General features: G+C 38.0%; 11 protein-coding genes. 8 read left to right on the top strand and 3 right to left on the bottom strand.

Annotated elements, in window-relative coordinates:
• The 5 genes from frr to BN8061_RS08905 all read left to right on the top strand — a co-directional run bounded on the left by frr (position 1) and on the right by BN8061_RS08905 (position 7,756).
• On the top strand, positions 1-555 hold the full coding sequence (gene frr / locus BN8061_RS08885) for a ribosome recycling factor (protein ID WP_068598539.1): 555 nt from the start codon (positions 1-3) through the stop codon (positions 553-555).
• 102 nt (positions 556-657) lie between these two features.
• Complete coding sequence (locus tag BN8061_RS08890) at positions 658-3,084, top strand: DUF5686 family protein (protein WP_068598541.1); 2,427 nt, start codon at positions 658-660, stop codon at positions 3,082-3,084.
• A 138-nt stretch (positions 3,085-3,222) separates the two neighbouring features.
• Positions 3,223-4,671: an asparagine--tRNA ligase gene (asnS, locus tag BN8061_RS08895; RefSeq protein WP_068598543.1), complete on the top strand. Its 1,449-nt coding sequence runs from the start codon at positions 3,223-3,225 to the stop codon at positions 4,669-4,671.
• A gap of 27 nt (positions 4,672-4,698) precedes the next feature.
• Entirely contained in the window at positions 4,699-6,174 is a 1,476-nt protein-coding gene (rpoN, locus tag BN8061_RS08900; protein WP_068598545.1) for an RNA polymerase factor sigma-54, read from the top strand.
• 250 nt (positions 6,175-6,424) lie between these two features.
• A complete protein-coding gene (locus tag BN8061_RS08905; RefSeq protein ID WP_068599509.1) occupies positions 6,425-7,756 on the top strand; it encodes an MFS transporter in 1,332 nt (443 codons plus the stop codon).
• On the opposite strand, the gene BN8061_RS08910 is transcribed toward BN8061_RS08905, so the two are convergent.
• Positions 7,757-8,590, bottom strand: a complete 834-nt coding sequence (locus tag BN8061_RS08910) for a sulfurtransferase (protein WP_068598547.1) — start codon at positions 8,588-8,590, stop codon at positions 7,757-7,759.
• Between the two features lie 62 nt (positions 8,591-8,652).
• A complete protein-coding gene (pafA, locus tag BN8061_RS08915; protein ID WP_068598548.1) occupies positions 8,653-10,293 on the bottom strand; it encodes an alkaline phosphatase PafA in 1,641 nt (546 codons plus the stop codon).
• Positions 10,294-10,375: 82 nt separating this feature from the next.
• Here pafA and BN8061_RS08920 point away from each other — a divergent pair, with 82 nt between their 5' ends.
• Both BN8061_RS08920 and BN8061_RS08925 read left to right on the top strand, forming a co-directional pair.
• On the top strand, positions 10,376-11,776 hold the full coding sequence (locus BN8061_RS08920; RefSeq protein WP_068598550.1) for an aldehyde dehydrogenase family protein: 1,401 nt from the start codon (positions 10,376-10,378) through the stop codon (positions 11,774-11,776).
• Between the two features lie 8 nt (positions 11,777-11,784).
• Positions 11,785-12,150: a cysteine-rich CWC family protein gene (locus tag BN8061_RS08925; RefSeq protein ID WP_068598552.1), complete on the top strand. Its 366-nt coding sequence runs from the start codon at positions 11,785-11,787 to the stop codon at positions 12,148-12,150.
• Between the two features lie 67 nt (positions 12,151-12,217).
• Here BN8061_RS08925 and BN8061_RS08930 read toward each other — a convergent pair whose 3' ends face one another.
• On the bottom strand, positions 12,218-12,697 hold the full coding sequence (locus BN8061_RS08930; RefSeq protein ID WP_068598554.1) for a hypothetical protein: 480 nt from the start codon (positions 12,695-12,697) through the stop codon (positions 12,218-12,220).
• A 160-nt stretch (positions 12,698-12,857) separates the two neighbouring features.
• Between BN8061_RS08930 and BN8061_RS08935 the strand changes: the two genes are divergently transcribed.
• A complete protein-coding gene (locus tag BN8061_RS08935) occupies positions 12,858-16,319 on the top strand; it encodes a methylmalonyl-CoA mutase family protein (protein ID WP_394330301.1) in 3,462 nt (1,153 codons plus the stop codon).
• The last annotated feature ends 90 nt before the right edge of the window (positions 16,320-16,409 follow it).

The following is a 16,409-nucleotide window of genomic DNA, read 5'->3' on the forward strand; positions in this document are numbered from 1 at the left end:
ATGGAAGAATTAGATTTGATCATAGATGAAGCAAAATCGCAAATGCAAAAATCATTAGACCACTTAGATGTAGCATTTGGCAAATTGCGTGCTGGTAAAGCAAATCCGGCAATGTTGAGTACTGTAAAAGTCGACTATTATGGAAGTTTAACACCTCTAAGTCAGGTTGCAAATGTAAACACACCAGACGCCATGACTTTGAGTGTACAACCTTGGGAAAAGAATTTGATAGGGGAGATCGAAAAAGCCATCGTCAACTCTAATCTCGGTTTTGCGCCATCGAATAATGGCGATATGATCATCATCAGCATTCCACCATTGACCGAGGAACGAAGAAAAGAACTCTCTAAAATAGCAAAAGCTGATGCAGAAAATGCGAAAGTAAGCATTAGAAATGCTCGAAAAGACGCCAACAATAATCTGAAAAATACCAAAGATATATCGGAAGATATGATTAAAGATTACGAAGGTCGCGTACAAAATCTTACCGATAAATACATCAAACTGGTAGATGAAGCTTATGCAAAAAAAGATGCCGAAATTATGAAGGTTTAATTACTTTTAATTTTAACATTCAAGCATTCGAAAATATTTGAAACCTAAGCAGCCATTGTGCTGCTTTTTTTAGTTACTTTACAAAAAAAATTATAACCAGGAATGAATAGATTTTTACTTTGTTTTGCGATTTTCATTTCTTCTTTTAGCTACAGCCAGCAAAGCATACGCGTGTTCGACGCGTCGGATGAATTTCGGGTGGCAAAGGCAAAAATTTTGACTGTTGAGAATGAGTTGATAGGGCTTACCGATCAGCGAGGTGAATTTGTTCTTCCAAAATACTATTCGAAACTCTTGATTTTTCAAGACGGATACGACACCCAAATCATTTCGATTGCCGAGAATCAAACCCTGATCGATGTTTTTTTAGAACCGCTATACATCGAGCTCGATGCTGTAGATTTGGTGAAAATCGATCAGAATATCAATGCTAAAAAATTGATAAATGAAGTCTTGCTCAAACAGAAGCAAAACGACGTTTCCAATGTAGAAAGCTATTTTTTCAAATCGTATACAAAATATTGGAGTGGAATCAACAAAGATTCGATACCCTATATTCAGAATCCTCAAAACTTAAGAGATTCGTTGAACAACCACTGGAAAAAAATTTTAGAAAAAAGTCATTTGTTCTTCGGCGAGCGCGCGATGGATCATAAATTTTCTAAGCGATACGGACGCAAAAACATTGTGCAATCGTCCCGTATTTCTGGATTCAATTCGCCTATTTACGAATACATGGCAATTCAGCCAGTTGCATTGCAATTCAATCAGCCAACGATAAATTTCTTTTTCAGAGATGTTCTAAACCCCGTATCTTACGAAGGTTTGGAGTATTATCGCTTTTCTATAAAAGAAAAAATCGAATTCAACAATCGTCCGACAACCATCGTTTCGTTTATTCCAAAAAAGCGTTCCAATGAAACGCAGTTCAAAGGGTTGATGTATATCGACGACCGAACGATGGCAATTGCCAAGTTCAAAGCAGAAAATTATTTATCAGACAATATCGCAGAAATCGATGCAGATTGGCAATATCGAAATGGTTTTTGGTTTCCCAAAAAACAAAAATTTGTATTGGATGCTGGGAATTTTGGTTACAATGCCAACGCAAATATCGATGGTGCAGAAGTAGAGGAGAAGAAAGAAAAGATTTTGGTGAATATGGAAATGATTATTTCTGATCTGAAATCTCCGCTATTGTACAATCGAAAAGAGTTTGCGGGTTATGAAAACGAAATTGCTTTCTATAATATGAATGAGCCAAAGCGCGATAAGGTATTGAATGATTATCGGTATTTTCCGTTGACCGAGATTGAGCAAAATACCTATCCGGTAATGGACAGTTTGAGTGGCGACGAATACCAAAACAAAGAGCGTTTGTTGCGTTTCATATCTACAGGCGGAAAGCTGAAATTCGGTAAATTGGATGTCGATACCACGAAATTTTTCGATTTCAATAATTATGAAGGTTTGCGCCTTGGAGCAGGAATTTCGACGAACGAAAGTTGGAGCGAAGATTATAATCTGAACTCTTATTTCGGATATGGATTCAAAGACGAAGCGTTAAAATTTGGTGTCGGAGCCAACGCTTTTGTCAATAAACCTTATTCTGGTCGATTGTTTTTCAATTACGCTCAAGACGTGGCGGCAGCTGGTAGAATACCGAATATTCTATTGAGCAATTACAATCGATTCATCAATAGAACGCTTACCAATATCTACAACGACGATTATTTTTTCTATCATCGGTATACGGTAGGTTATGAGCAAGATTTGTTCAGAAATTTTACTTTCAACTTCTCTACAAATTTCGACAAACAGAGTATAAATTTCGATTATGCCTATCGAGGCAATCAGGCTTCTTACAATTTGTTTTACACCCAATTCGGACTGCGGTGGGCGCCAAAAGACGAGTTTGTTCGCACGCCTTATGGCAAAGTAACGCTGAACAAAGGTATCTCGCAATTTTATCTCTATGCCACCAAGTACTGGAGCATTTTTGGAGGAGATTACGATCCTTTCAAAATTCATTTCTCTTATTACGATATTTACCAAAATTATTTTGGTGAAACGCATCTCAATATCAATACAGGAAAGGTTTTTGGCGAAGTTCCAATCACAACGATGTTCGAGGTGATGGGAAATGCAAAGCATGGTGGTTTTCCAAAAAATCTACAACTTGCCGGAATTCATAATTTCGAGACGATGCATCCGGGAGAATTCTATTCGAGTGAATATTTGTCTTTTCATGTCAAACATATTTTTGGAGGTTTTGCATTGTTCCGTAAGCAAATTTTTCCGATGTTTATCTACCGCGGTGCAATCGGATATATGGTTGACAAAGAAGATCATCAAATTCTGAATTTTAACGAGCTCAACCATTTTTACCAAGAGAGTGGAATTGAGTTTAATAATCTTATTTTCAACAACTTAGGATTCGGGGCTTATTATCGTTTCGGAGCTTATCAATATCCTGAATTCAAAGAAAACTTATTTTTGAAATTGACCTTTCGGATGAACTTGTTTTAGAATTTTCTAAAATAAAAAACAAAACAACTTCTGTATGAATGCATTAAGAAGAAATCCAAGATTAATAATCAAAAATTATGCCTTTCATTTTTAAAGGTAAATAAAACATTATAAATTTGTGAATATATAAAACGAATTATGCAATCATACGATGTCAATACCCTATTGCAAAAAGGGAAAGATTTGGCTTTACAAAAAGTTACGGTAAACGGATGGGTTAGAGCATTCAGAAGCAATCGGTTCATTGCGCTCAACGATGGTTCTACTCTCAAAAACATCCAAATTGTAGTCGATTTCGAAAATTTTGATGAAAATCTTATCAAACAAATTACGACAGCAGCTTCTTTGCGAGTTCAAGGAGAAGTCGTTGAAAGTCAAGGCAAAGGACAAGAAATCGAAATCATTGCAAAGGATATTAAGATTCTTGGGATAGCAAATTCAGACGACGTACAAGAAACGATTCTACAGCCCAAAGCGCATACTTTGGAAAAACTGCGAGAGCAAGCACATTTGCGTTTCAGAACCAATTTGTTTGCGGCAATCATGCGCGTGCGTAACAGTTTGATGTTTGCGATTCACAAATTTTACAACGAAAAAGGCTTTGTATACATCAATACGCCCATCATTACAGGTTCTGATGCCGAAGGTGCAGGGGAAATGTTTCGGGTAACCAATTTGGATCTCGACCATATACCGCGGGACGAAGAAGGCAAAATAGATTTTTCTAAAGATTTCTTTGGCAAATCGACAAACCTTACCGTTTCTGGGCAATTGGAGGGCGAGGCTGCGGCGATGGGACTTGGTAAAATTTATACTTTTGGCCCAACTTTCAGAGCAGAAAATTCAAATACTACTCGCCATTTGGCTGAATTCTGGATGATTGAGCCAGAAATGGCTTTTTACGATTTGGATCAAAATATGGATTTGGCAGAAGAATTCTTGAAATATGTTATCACTTATGCGATGGAGCATTGTAAAGATGACTTGGAATTTTTGACAGAGCGATTCGATAAAGAACAAAAACAAAAACCAGCTGAAGAACGATCAGATTTAGGTTTGATGGAACGCTTGAATTATGTTTTGAAGAATAAATTTGTTCGCCTATCTTACACAGAAGCAATCGAAATTCTAAAAGAATCGAAGCCGAATAAAAAAGGAAAATTCAAATATCCGATCGAAGGTTGGGGAGCCGATTTACAGTCAGAACACGAGCGTTATTTGGTTGAAAAACACTTCAAAATGCCGGTAATTTTGTTCGATTATCCACAAGAGATCAAAGCATTTTATATGCGTTTGAACGATGATGGAAAAACCGTGCGTGCAATGGATGTTTTGTTCCCAGGTATAGGCGAAATCATTGGCGGTTCGCAACGAGAAGAACGCCTAGAGGTCTTGGATCAACGCATTGCACAATTCGGAATCGACCAAGAAGAAATTTGGTGGTATCGAGACACAAGAAGATTTGGTAGCGTACCACACGCTGGGTTTGGACTTGGGTTAGAACGTCTGGTATTGTTTGTTACCGGTATGAGTAATATTCGCGACGTAATACCTTTTCCAAGATACCCGAAAAGTGCTGAATTTTAATAATTTAATTATCTTAAATTAAAGCTTATGTTGAAGCAGGAATTAAATCTAAAATTACAACAAAAATTATCTCCGCAACAGATTCAATTGATGAAATTGGTTCAGTTGCCAACCGTTGCATTCGAACAACGGGTAAAAGAGGAATTAGAAGAAAATCCTGCCTTGGATGAAGCTTCTTCGAGTTTCGAAGAAGAATACGAAAATGGAAGTGAGAGCGAATGGGAAAATGGGAACGAAGAGTTTCAAGAGAACAATGTAATTGACACCAGCGATATCAACATCGACGAATATTTGAGCGATGACGATATTCCAAATTATAAAACCTATACCAACAACTACAGCGACGACGATGAAGAAAAATCGGTGCCGTTTGCACAGGGAGATTCGTTTATCGATATATTAGTCAATCAGTTGTATACCAATCGCCTTACAGAAGAAGAATATCAGTTGGCAGAATTTCTTATCGGAAATATCGATGAAGATGGCTACATTCGTCGAGATCTAAAATCTTTGGTTGATGATTTGGCATTCTCTCAAAACATTATCACAGATGAGAAAACCTTAGAAAATTTATTGGTCAATTATATCCAAAAAATGGATCCTGTAGGTGTAGGAGCACGAGATTTACAAGAATGCCTGATGATTCAATTAGAAGCCAAATCACCAACAGAATCGGTAGAATTGGCCGAAAAATTAATCAGTGAATCATTCGACGCCTTTACCAAAAAACATTACTCGAAATTGATCGCTAAATACGATGTAGATGAAGATGAATTGCGCGATGCCATTAGCGAAATCGAACGCTTGAATCCCAAACCTGGGAAATCTTTTTCGAGTAGCAGTAAAATAGTTGAGCAAATCACACCAGATTTTACTATCACTATCGAAGATACAGAACTCAACTTGTCTTTGAATGGTCGCAATGTTCCTGAATTGCGTATCTCCAACGCTTACGCTGAAATGTTGGACACCTACAAAAAAACCGAAAACAAATCGGCCGAACAAAAAGAAGCCGTTCTGTTTGTAAAACAAAAATTAGATTCGGCAAAATGGTTTATCGATGCTGTACAACAAAGGCGAAATACCTTGATGGTCACCATGGAAGCCATCATGAAATTTCAGCAAGAATATTTCTTAACAGGCGATGAAACCAAGATAAAACCAATGATTCTGAAAGATATTTCTGATCTTATCGGTATGGATATTTCTACGGTTTCTCGCGTGGCAAATAGTAAATATGTACAAACGCCTTATGGAACTTTTTTGATCAAAGATTTGTTTTCTGAAAGTCTAACGAATGACGACGGCGAAGAGGTTTCTACAAGAGAAATCAAACGAATTTTGCAAGATGTGATTTTGGATGAAAACAAACGTTCACCGTTGACCGACGAAAAATTAACCGAAATCTTGAAAGAAAAAGGTTATCCGATTGCGCGTCGTACGATTGCAAAATATCGCGAACAATTGAATATTCCAGTCGCGAGGTTGCGAAAAGAAATCTAACGATAAATTAGACTGAATTTTAAGAATATAATCATTCGATTGAAGGTATAGTGTCTGACAAAATAGCAGAAAATCATTTCCGTTTAGTTTTTATCAGATGCTATATTTTTTTTGACTAATCCTTCCCGATTTTGGATGGATTTTGCAAAGTGGTGAGCGTTAATCTGTAGAAAGTTCACGAAAAATTAATCGATTTGTTGTTATTTTTTTGGTAGATTTAGACCAATTTTTCAATAGCGTCGAGACGAATATGATACAACAAATAGAGAAAGACAATCCGAAATTTATTAGAGCTTGGGTTTCCTACGATTGGGCAAATAGCGTGCATTCTTTGGTGATAGCTTCGGCAATTTTCCCGGTTTATTACAGTGCGATGACCACCAATAATTTGGGAGAGCAGATCAAATTTTTGGGACTTTATCCAGAGGCTACGTTCAATTTTTCTTTAGCAATCGCTTTCTTTTTTGTCATTATTTTATCTCCAATATTATCTTCTATTGCCGATGTAATCGGTAACAAAATCAGATTTTTACGGTTTTTCTGTTACCTTGGAGCTTTTTCTTGCATGGCGATGTTTTTCTTCAAAGATGCCAGTTTGGTGTGGTTGGGCTTGTTGCTCAATATTACCGCAAGTATTGGTTTTTGGGGTAGTTTGGTGTATTACAATGCCTATCTGCCAGAAATTGTTTCAGAGGCAAAAATGGATAAAGTTTCTGCCTGGGGCTATATGTATGGCTATATTGGCTCGGTAATCTTGTTGACCATTTGTTTGCTGATGATTATGTTTTTACCAGAAAAATCAGCAGATGGCGAGCTGACCGCTGTTGGGCAACAACAAGAATTGTTTTATACTCGTTTATCTTTTCTATTAACAGGAATTTGGTGGATAACGTTTGCCCAATATGCACTGCGAATATTACCCAATTCTCGAACCAATCAGCAAATTTCAGAAAATATCATTTCGATAAGTTTTAAAGAATTGGGAAGAACGTTTAAGAAATTGAACCAATTCAAAAATGTGCGCATCTTTCTAGGCGGATTTTTCTTTTATAGTCTGGCGATGCAAACCATTTTTCTGGTAGCAGCTTTGTTTGGTAGTTCGGAAATTGGTTTGGAAAGTGCTGAACTGATTTTGACAATCTTACTTATTCAGCTCGAAGCCATTTTAGGGGCTTGGTTGTTTTCATTTTTGTCGGGTATTATGGGAAATAAGAAAACCATTTTGGTGGGATTGCTCATTTGGATTATTACTTGTTTTATTGCTTATTTTATGACTAAAGATGATCCCAGTGTAAAAACAAAATTTTACCTGATGGCGGCTTTGGTTGGATTGGTAATGGGCGGTTTGCAAGCGTTGTCTCGCTCTACTTATGCCAAATTGTTGCCAGATACAAAAGATACCACAACCTATTTTAGTTTCTACGATGTGTTCGAAAAAGCAGCCTTGTTCTTTGGTTTGGTGATCTATGGCGTTTTGATCGAATTTTCTGGTAGTATGAAACTTTCTGCACTTGCTATGGGCTTGTCTTTTGCCATCAGTTTTGTGATTTTGTTGTTCTTCAGCATGGATAAATCAGAATAATCAAGACTTTGCAATGGGCAAGGATTCATCTTTTCCCCATTCGGACCAAGAGCCATCGTACACCCTGATATTTCGATATCCAACAACGTAAGCTGCCAAAGCCAAAATACAGGCTGTAACGCCAGAACCACAGGTGAAAATAAGTTCGTTTTCTTGGGATGAAATACGTTCGAAAGTTTTGATCAATTCAGCCGCTGTTTGGTATTGATTCTGATTCAACACGTCTTCAAAAAACAATGAATACGAATTCGGTATATGACCACTTCTCAGACCTTTTCTCGGTTCTAGACTTGTACCGTTGAATCTTCCAGGTGATCTAGCATCAATCGTGACCGAGTTTGCATTGTCTATTTGCTCCAATACATCTTTTGATTTTGCCAGCCATTGTTTCGCAAATTTTATTTCGATCTGACTGTTATTTTTCGGTTGTTGATGTTTTGTATCTACTTTATAATGGGCATTTTTCCAACTCATCAAACCACCATTTAAAACATAAACTTTATCAAACCCAAACAATTTCAGCGTCCACCAAGCCCGCGGCGACGAATAGACACCCCAACGATCGTAGACTACAATTGTCTTGTCGTAATCCAAACCTAAGGCTCTCGCATAGTTCTGAAAGGTTTTGGCATCAATAATGGTATGAGGCAAGTCGCTATGATGATCTGATAAACGCTGCTCGATGTCGAAAAAAAACGAGCCAGGAATCACCTCTAAGGGTTCATTTTTTAGCGTTGCATTTACCTTATCAATGGTTGCATCGAGTAGGATCAGATCGTTATGTTGAGTTAAATTGTAGAGTTGTTCGGCAGAAATTAGTACAGATTGGGTCATAAAAAAATACCTTTAAAATGACTTTAAAGGTATTTAATATTTTTGAAAAATTAATGCACGAGTTATTTTGCAAAGGCATCGCTTCTTGCGTCACCAATATTTCCGTTCGGAGCTTCGATTTTCAATAAAGAAGAAATGGTAGGCGCGATGTCGGTCATATAGACTTCATCGTACGATTTTCCGTGTTTTATGCCCCATCCCATCAAAACAAATGGAATGTGTGCATCATAAGAAGCCCATGTACCATGCGTAGTTCCCGTAGAATTTTGTTTTCCGCTATACCATTGAGGATCTACGATGTATTGGATTGCACCACTGCGTTTTTTATGATAACCGTTAACAATTCGTTCTCTCAATTTTTGTGGCACTGACGCATATCCAATTCTTTCAGTATCCACGGCAAAAGAAACACCATCAACTTTTTCCATAAATTTGATAATAGCATCTTTTAATTCGATTTCGTTAATTTTGTTTGCCTCTACGATAGGATAATTGAGATGAATTTGATAGTTGTATAACGAGCGAACCAATTCATCTGCACCAAATAATTGAGCCAAGTGTGCATTGAGGTTTTTCTTCACCTCGCCGATCTCGAAATAGCCCGCATTCCCTTTTTTGTCTTGGAAATAGCGTGGATTATGCGATGCTCCATGATCGGCAGTTAAGAAAACAAGGTATTCACCTTTACCAATTTGTTGGTCTAAATAATTGAAAAACTCTTCCAATTCACGATCCAATCGCAAATAAGTATCTTCAATCTCGATGCTATTGATCCCAAATTGATGCCCAATATAATCGGTAGATGAAAAACTCATCGCAAGAAAATCTGTAATTCCCTTTTCGTTTTTACCCAATTTCTCATGCTCGATGACTTGTTTTGCCAAATCTATGGTAATGGTATTTCCGTAAGGTGTGGTGCGAATCAGTCCGTAACCATTGTCTTTTTGTAACGCTTTTAGGTTGCGTGGGAAAGTAGGTTTTTTCTCGCCTTTGAAAGTTCCTTCATAAATATTGTCATCAGCATCGCTATTCACATAGGTTTTTATCGGATAGAGCGTATTCCATTCTTTCAGATAATGATCAGTAAATTTTGATTGGTTCAATTTCACCAACCAATTGGGTAGTTTGTCCATATAAAACGTACTGCTGATCCAATTTCCTGTTTCGCCATCGAACCAAAAAGCCGCATCTGCAAAATGTCCTGCAGGTAAGATTCCGCCTCGGTCTTTGATGGCAACACCAAATACTTTTGATCGAAAATTGGTTGCCAATTTCAATTGATCGGTTACGGTAGAAGTCAAGAGGTTTTTGGGAGACATTTTCCCAGCTTTCCCCGTCGATCCAACTCCGTTCACGCTGTCGTCTTGTGTACAATACATTTCTTCACCAGACAATTGCATGATAAAATCGTTACCCGCAATACCATGAATCGCTGGTACGCTACCCGTATAAATTGTAGCATGACCAATTGCAGTAAAGGTCGGAATATAATTGATGAGGGTATTTTCATAAGAAAAACCTTCGTTCAACAGTCGATTGAAACCACCTTTACCATATCGGTCTTGGTAACGGTATAGATAATCCCAACGCATTTGGTCAACCACAATACCGACTACAAGTTTCGGACGCTCTACTTGCTGCGAAAAGGCATTTACCGTCATTAAACTCAGGGCGAATCCTAAGAAAAATTTTTTCAAATTCATTTTAATCTTTTTTTACAAATTTAGGGTATAAAGCACGAATTAAAAGATTAAATTTGGTTTAAATCTCGAAAAACAAACCAGCATGTCATATCAAGAATCAATCGATTACTTGTACCAAATCCAAAAAGCGTCAAGACCGCAAATCGCGCAACTTACCATAAAAGCAAGAAAGCAGTTTTTGAAGAAGCTGAAAGAAGAAATCTTGGCTCATCAGCCACTGATTGAAGAGGCTTTGTTTTCAGATTTGCGAAAACATCCTACCGAGGCTGTGCTTACCGAAATTTTTCCGCTGATCACCGAAATCAAAGATTATCTGAAAAATTTAGAATCTTGGGCAGAAGAAAAATCAGTACCCAACAGCATCCATTTTATTGGAGCAGATGCCAAATTGATGTATGAACCAAAGGGCATGGTGCTCATTCTTTCGCCCTGGAATTATCCTTTTCAAATTCCTATTATGCATTTGATTGCCGCTGTAGCTGCCGGAAATGTAGTGCTGATAAAACCATCTGAATTCACGCCAAATATCAACAAGGTACTGAGAACAATTATCGAAAAAGTTTTTGAGCCCAAACACGTGGCGGTTGTAGAAGGAGCGGTAGATGAAGCCACTTATTTGTTGGCCAAAAAATTCGACCACATTCACTTTACAGGATCTCCAAAGGTTGGTAAAATTGTAATGGCAGCTGCCGCACAACATTTGGCGAGTTGTACATTGGAGTTAGGCGGAAAATCTCCGTTTGTAATCGATGATAAAATCAACCTGAATTTCGCCATCAAAAAACTGATGCTCGGAAAATTCATCAACTTGGGACAAACGTGTATTGCTCCAGATTACGTGCTCATTTCCAAACAAAGAAAAGATGAGTTGATACAAAAGCTAATTGCAAAAATAAAATCGACTTTCAGCGAGGATATTTCGACCGATGAAAATCTTGCGCGAATCATTAATTTGCAAAATCATCAACGTTTGGTGCAAATGCTCGACGATGCAAAATCAAAGGGGGCTACTGTTGATTTCGGTGGAAATTATTCCGCTGAAGATTTGTACTTTTCGCCAACTATCGTTTCGAATCTTAACCCTGATTCTCGTTTGTTGCAAGAAGAAATTTTTGGACCAATCATTCCGATTGTTTGTTTCGATTCCAAAGAAGAAATGGCAGCGTTCATCAACAAGAAAGAAAAACCCTTGGTGATGTATGTGATGAGCAATCAAAAAGCTTGGCGAAATTTTTTTGAGCAAAACACCTCTTCTGGGGCATTGTTATTCAACGATACGATGTCTTACATAATGCATCCCAATCTGCCTTTTGGCGGAGTGAATAATTCTGGAATGGGACAAGCCACGGGTAAATTTGGTTTTTACGATTTTTCGCATCAAAAGCCCGTTTTGCGTTCGAGCAGGATATTTTCGCTCACTCGTTTCATGCGCATGCCTTATCAAACATTTGTGAAGAAATTACTAAGTTTGTTGATGAAGTAAAAAATCTAATGAGTATAAAGAATTGTCAGCGTTGCCACCAAGATTTTGAATGTCTTGCAGACGATATCCAGAAATGCAATTGTAATTCCCTCGAATTGAAACCCGAAACACAAGCTTTTTTGGGGAAGACTTATTATGATTGTCTATGTGAGAAATGCCTCAAAACATTGGACGGTTATGCCGATTTAGCCAAGCAATATCCGTTTCCGCAAGACCGAAGCATGTACATACCCGAAGTGCATTATTATATCGAAAATCAGTATTGGGTTTTTACAGAATTCTTCCATTATCAAAAAGGTCGATGTTGCGGTAACAACTGCAGGCATTGTGCGTACGGATTTAAACAAAAAATAAAAAAAGGCGGTTTTTATTAATTAAAAAAACCTTCTGTACAAAAAATCCGAAGCTCGATCGAGTCTCGGATTTCTAATTTTTAATACATTATTTCAACACAAATTTGAGTCCGAATGAAAATCTACCTGCTTCAAAATTGGTATTATTCGATAAATTCCACCAAGGTTTCCAATCGAAATGCATCCCAAGTGGCGTAGAAGGTATTCTGTATTCCAACCCAACAGCAGGTCGAATTCCGAAATAGGTTTTATCGTGATTGCCATGGTCTACAAATGCTACTTGAGGCCCTACACCAGCATACCAACCCAAGCCATTGGCACCACTGATCGGGCTGTTGTACGAGTAATCTACCCCAACAACGGTGATGTGATTTCCAAATAAAACCTGTGCATTACCCGCATGTGGACCGTTGAAATTATGTTTGATTTGTGGTCCTACTAATGTTTCGCCATCTCCAAAATCAATTCCCAAACCCAACGCAGTTTTGTAGGGAGTCTGTGCGTGTGCGGTTTGTAATCCTAAAAAAATACTTCCCGCTAAGGATAATTTTAAAAATAAGTTTTTCATAATTTTTATATTTTTAAGGTCAAGTGTGCAAAAAGTCTACCGTTATTGGGTTTTTTACGAAATCAGCAAAATAAGTGTTTATTTTTCTAAAATAATAAGCTCGAAATAGGGAGATGAATAGCGTTTTACAGTATATTAGCCCTAATGAAAAAAATACAAAATGTCAGAAGTAGTTAACGATCAAAATAATACCAAGCAGATGCCTTTTCAACCGAAAATATACCAACCCAAAAATAAAGTCAGGGTTGTGACTGCCGCGGCTTTGTTTGATGGTCACGATGCCGCTATTAATATCATGCGCCGCATCATTCAATCTACCGGATGCGAAGTGATCCATTTGGGTCATGACAAATCAGTAGAAGACGTGGTGAACACAGCGATACAAGAAGATGCAAACGCAATTGCGATGACTTCTTATCAGGGTGGTCACAATGAATATTTTAAATATATGTACGATTTGCTTCAGGAAAAAGGAGCAGGACACATCAAAATTGTTGGTGGTGGAGGCGGAGTAATTCTTCCGACCGAAATCAAAGAATTGATGGATTACGGAATTACCCGTATTTATTCGCCCGATGATGGCCGTGAAATGGGTTTACAAGGGATGATCAACGATATGGTCGAGAAATCCGATTTTCCAACAGGTAATTTAGAGTTGCCCGAAGGTAAAGATGTGTACCAATCGTTACGAGACAAAGATGTTACAACCATTTCGCGTTTAATTTCTTTGGCAGAAAATAGAGAAGAAGACTTTCTGAAAGTTTTTGATTATGATAAAGTAACCGATAAATCGGCGCCAGTTCTCGGAATTACTGGAACTGGTGGAGCAGGAAAATCGTCGATGGTCGATGAAATTGTTCGCCGTTTTTTGATTGATTTTCCAGAAAAAACCATCGCTTTGGTTTCGGTAGATCCATCTAAAAAGAAAACAGGCGGTGCTTTATTGGGCGATCGTATTCGTATGAACTCGATCAATAATCCGCGTGTCTATATGCGTTCGTTGGCAACACGCCAATCCAATTTGGCTTTGTCTCGCTATGTAGAAGAAGCTTTGCAGGTTTTGAAAGCGGCTAATTTTGATTTGATCATTTTAGAAACTTCCGGAATCGGACAATCTGACACCGAAATTCTCGATCATTCAGATGCATCACTTTATATCATGACACCAGAATTTGGTGCGGCTACTCAATTAGAAAAAATTGATATGTTGGATTTTGCTAACATTGTGGCCATCAATAAATTTGATAAAAGAGGCGCTTTAGATGCTATTCGCGATGTGAAAAAGCAATACCAACGCAACCATAATCTCTGGGATGTAAATCCGGATGAAATGCCTGTTTTTGGTACGATTGCTTCTCAATTCAACGATCCAGGAACCAATCAACTCTACAAAGCCATCATCGATAAAGTGGTAGAAAAAACGGGTGCAGATTTGACTTCATCGTTTGAAATTACAAAAGAAATGTCAGAAAAAATATTTGTTATTCCTCCGGCAAGAACACGCTATTTATCAGAGATTGCTGAGAATAATCGCGCTTACGATGCCAAAGCATCTGCACAAAAAGAAGTGGCACAAAAATTATACGGAATTTTCAAAACCATCGAAACTCTTTCGGGAAAAATGCCGCAACTGACGCAACACGGAATTGAAATTATCGGAACCGAAAACGAAGAATTGTCAAAAGTTCTTTTGGCGGAATTCGATAAATTAAAACGAAATTTAGATCCTTTCAATTGGGAAGTGATCATTACTTGGGACGAAAAGGTAAATAAATACAAAAATCCAATTTATAGTTTCAAGGTTCGTGACAAAGAAATCAAAATAAAAACCCATTCAGAATCCTTATCACACTTACAAATTCCAAAAGTAGCTTTACCAAAATATGAAGCTTGGGGCGATTTGTTGCGTTGGGTTTTGCAAGAAAATGTACCAGGAGAATTTCCGTTCACTTCGGGCTTATATCCATTCAAACGCGAAGGAGAAGATCCTACCCGAATGTTTGCTGGTGAAGGAGGACCAGAGCGTACAAACCGTCGTTTCCACTATGTTTCGAAAGGAATGCCTGCCAAAAGATTGTCAACGGCGTTTGATTCGGTAACACTTTATGGAAATGATCCAGGGCACCGACCAGATATTTACGGAAAAATCGGAAATGCTGGTGTGTCCATTTGTTGTTTGGATGATGCTAAAAAATTATATTCTGGTTTTGATTTGTCGCATCCGATGACGTCGGTTTCAATGACCATCAACGGACCAGCACCGATGTTGTTAGGCTTTTTTATGAATGCAGCCATCGATCAGAATTGCGAAAAATACATCAAAGAAAATGAATTAGAAGCTGAAGTAGAAGCCAAAATAAAAGCGATTTACGAAGATAAAGGCTTTGAAAGACCAAGATACAATGGCGACTTACCAGAAGGCAATGATGGTTTAGGACTGATGTTGTTGGGCGTAACCGGTGATCAAGTTTTGCCAAAAGAAGTGTACGAAGAAATCAAAAAACATACTTTGGCGCAAGTGCGCGGAACCGTTCAGGCAGATATCCTAAAAGAAGATCAGGCGCAAAATACCTGTATTTTCTCTACCGAATTTGCTTTGCGTTTGATGGGCGATGTGCAAGAATATTTTATCGATCATAATGTTCGAAACTTTTATTCCGTATCTATTTCGGGTTACCACATTGCCGAAGCTGGGGCAAATCCGGTGACGCAATTGGCCTTTACATTGGCAAACGGCTTTACGTATGTAGAATATTATTTGTCGAGAGGAATGGATATCAATGCATTTGGACCAAACTTATCGTTCTTCTTTTCTAACGGAATCGATCCGGAATATTCGGTGATCGGACGAGTAGCAAGAAGAATTTGGGCGAAAGCATTGAAACAAAAATACGGCGCAAACGAAAGAGCACAAATGTTGAAATATCATATCCAAACATCTGGTCGATCGTTACATGCACAAGAAATTGATTTTAATGATATTCGAACAACTTTGCAAGCGCTTTATGCGATTTACGACAACTGTAACTCATTACATACCAACGCATACGATGAAGCGATTACGACGCCAACAGAAGAATCGGTACGTAGAGCGATGGCCATTCAGTTGATTATCAATAAAGAATTAGGATTAGCGAAAAACGAAAATCCAATACAAGGTTCGTTTATTATCGAAGAATTGACCGATTTGGTAGAAGAAGCCGTTTTAGCCGAATTTGATCGAATTACGGAGCGTGGAGGCGTTTTAGGTGCAATGGAAACCATGTATCAACGTTCGAAAATTCAAGAAGAATCGTTGTATTACGAAACCTTAAAACACAACGGAGATTATCCTATTATTGGTGTGAATACGTTCTTGAGTTCGACTGGTTCGAAGACTGTTATTCCGGCAGAAGTGATTCGGGCAACCGAGGAAGAAAAGCAATTCCAGATTCAGACCAAAGAAAACCTAAACAAACGCCAAGCAGAAGCGGTAGAAAAAGCATTAGAAGCAGTGCAAACAGCAGCAATCAACAACAAAAATATTTTCGAAGTTTTGATGGAAGCCACAAAAGTTTGTTCGCTCGGGCAGATTACATCCGCATTATTCGAGGTGGGAGGACAGTATCGACGAAATATGTAAAACGAACATTTCTAAAAATAAACGTTGAAAACCGAAGCTATTGTTTCGGTTTTTTTTTGATTTTTACCTAATATATTCTGTTCCAGTTTT

The organism is Vaginella massiliensis (assembly GCF_900089075.1).
GTDB classification, from domain to species: Bacteria; Bacteroidota; Bacteroidia; order Flavobacteriales; family Weeksellaceae; genus Weeksella; species Weeksella massiliensis_A.

Bases quoted from the DNA above. Each gene is read 5' to 3' on its own strand.
- frr (WP_068598539.1), top strand. From the start codon at position 1: ATGGAAGAATTAGATTTGATCATAGATGAAGCAAAATCGCAAATGCAA.
- BN8061_RS08890 (WP_068598541.1), top strand. From the start codon at position 658: ATGAATAGATTTTTACTTTGTTTTGCGATTTTCATTTCTTCTTTTAGC.
- asnS (WP_068598543.1), top strand. From the start codon at position 3,223: ATGCAATCATACGATGTCAATACCCTATTGCAAAAAGGGAAAGATTTG.
- rpoN (WP_068598545.1), top strand. From the start codon at position 4,699: ATGTTGAAGCAGGAATTAAATCTAAAATTACAACAAAAATTATCTCCG.
- BN8061_RS08905 (WP_068599509.1), top strand. From the start codon at position 6,425: ATGATACAACAAATAGAGAAAGACAATCCGAAATTTATTAGAGCTTGG.
- BN8061_RS08910 (WP_068598547.1), bottom strand. From the start codon at position 8,590: ATGACCCAATCTGTACTAATTTCTGCCGAACAACTCTACAATTTAACT.
- pafA (WP_068598548.1), bottom strand. From the start codon at position 10,293: ATGAATTTGAAAAAATTTTTCTTAGGATTCGCCCTGAGTTTAATGACG.
- BN8061_RS08920 (WP_068598550.1), top strand. From the start codon at position 10,376: ATGTCATATCAAGAATCAATCGATTACTTGTACCAAATCCAAAAAGCG.
- BN8061_RS08925 (WP_068598552.1), top strand. From the start codon at position 11,785: ATGAGTATAAAGAATTGTCAGCGTTGCCACCAAGATTTTGAATGTCTT.
- BN8061_RS08930 (WP_068598554.1), bottom strand. From the start codon at position 12,697: ATGAAAAACTTATTTTTAAAATTATCCTTAGCGGGAAGTATTTTTTTA.
- BN8061_RS08935 (WP_394330301.1), top strand. From the start codon at position 12,858: ATGTCAGAAGTAGTTAACGATCAAAATAATACCAAGCAGATGCCTTTT.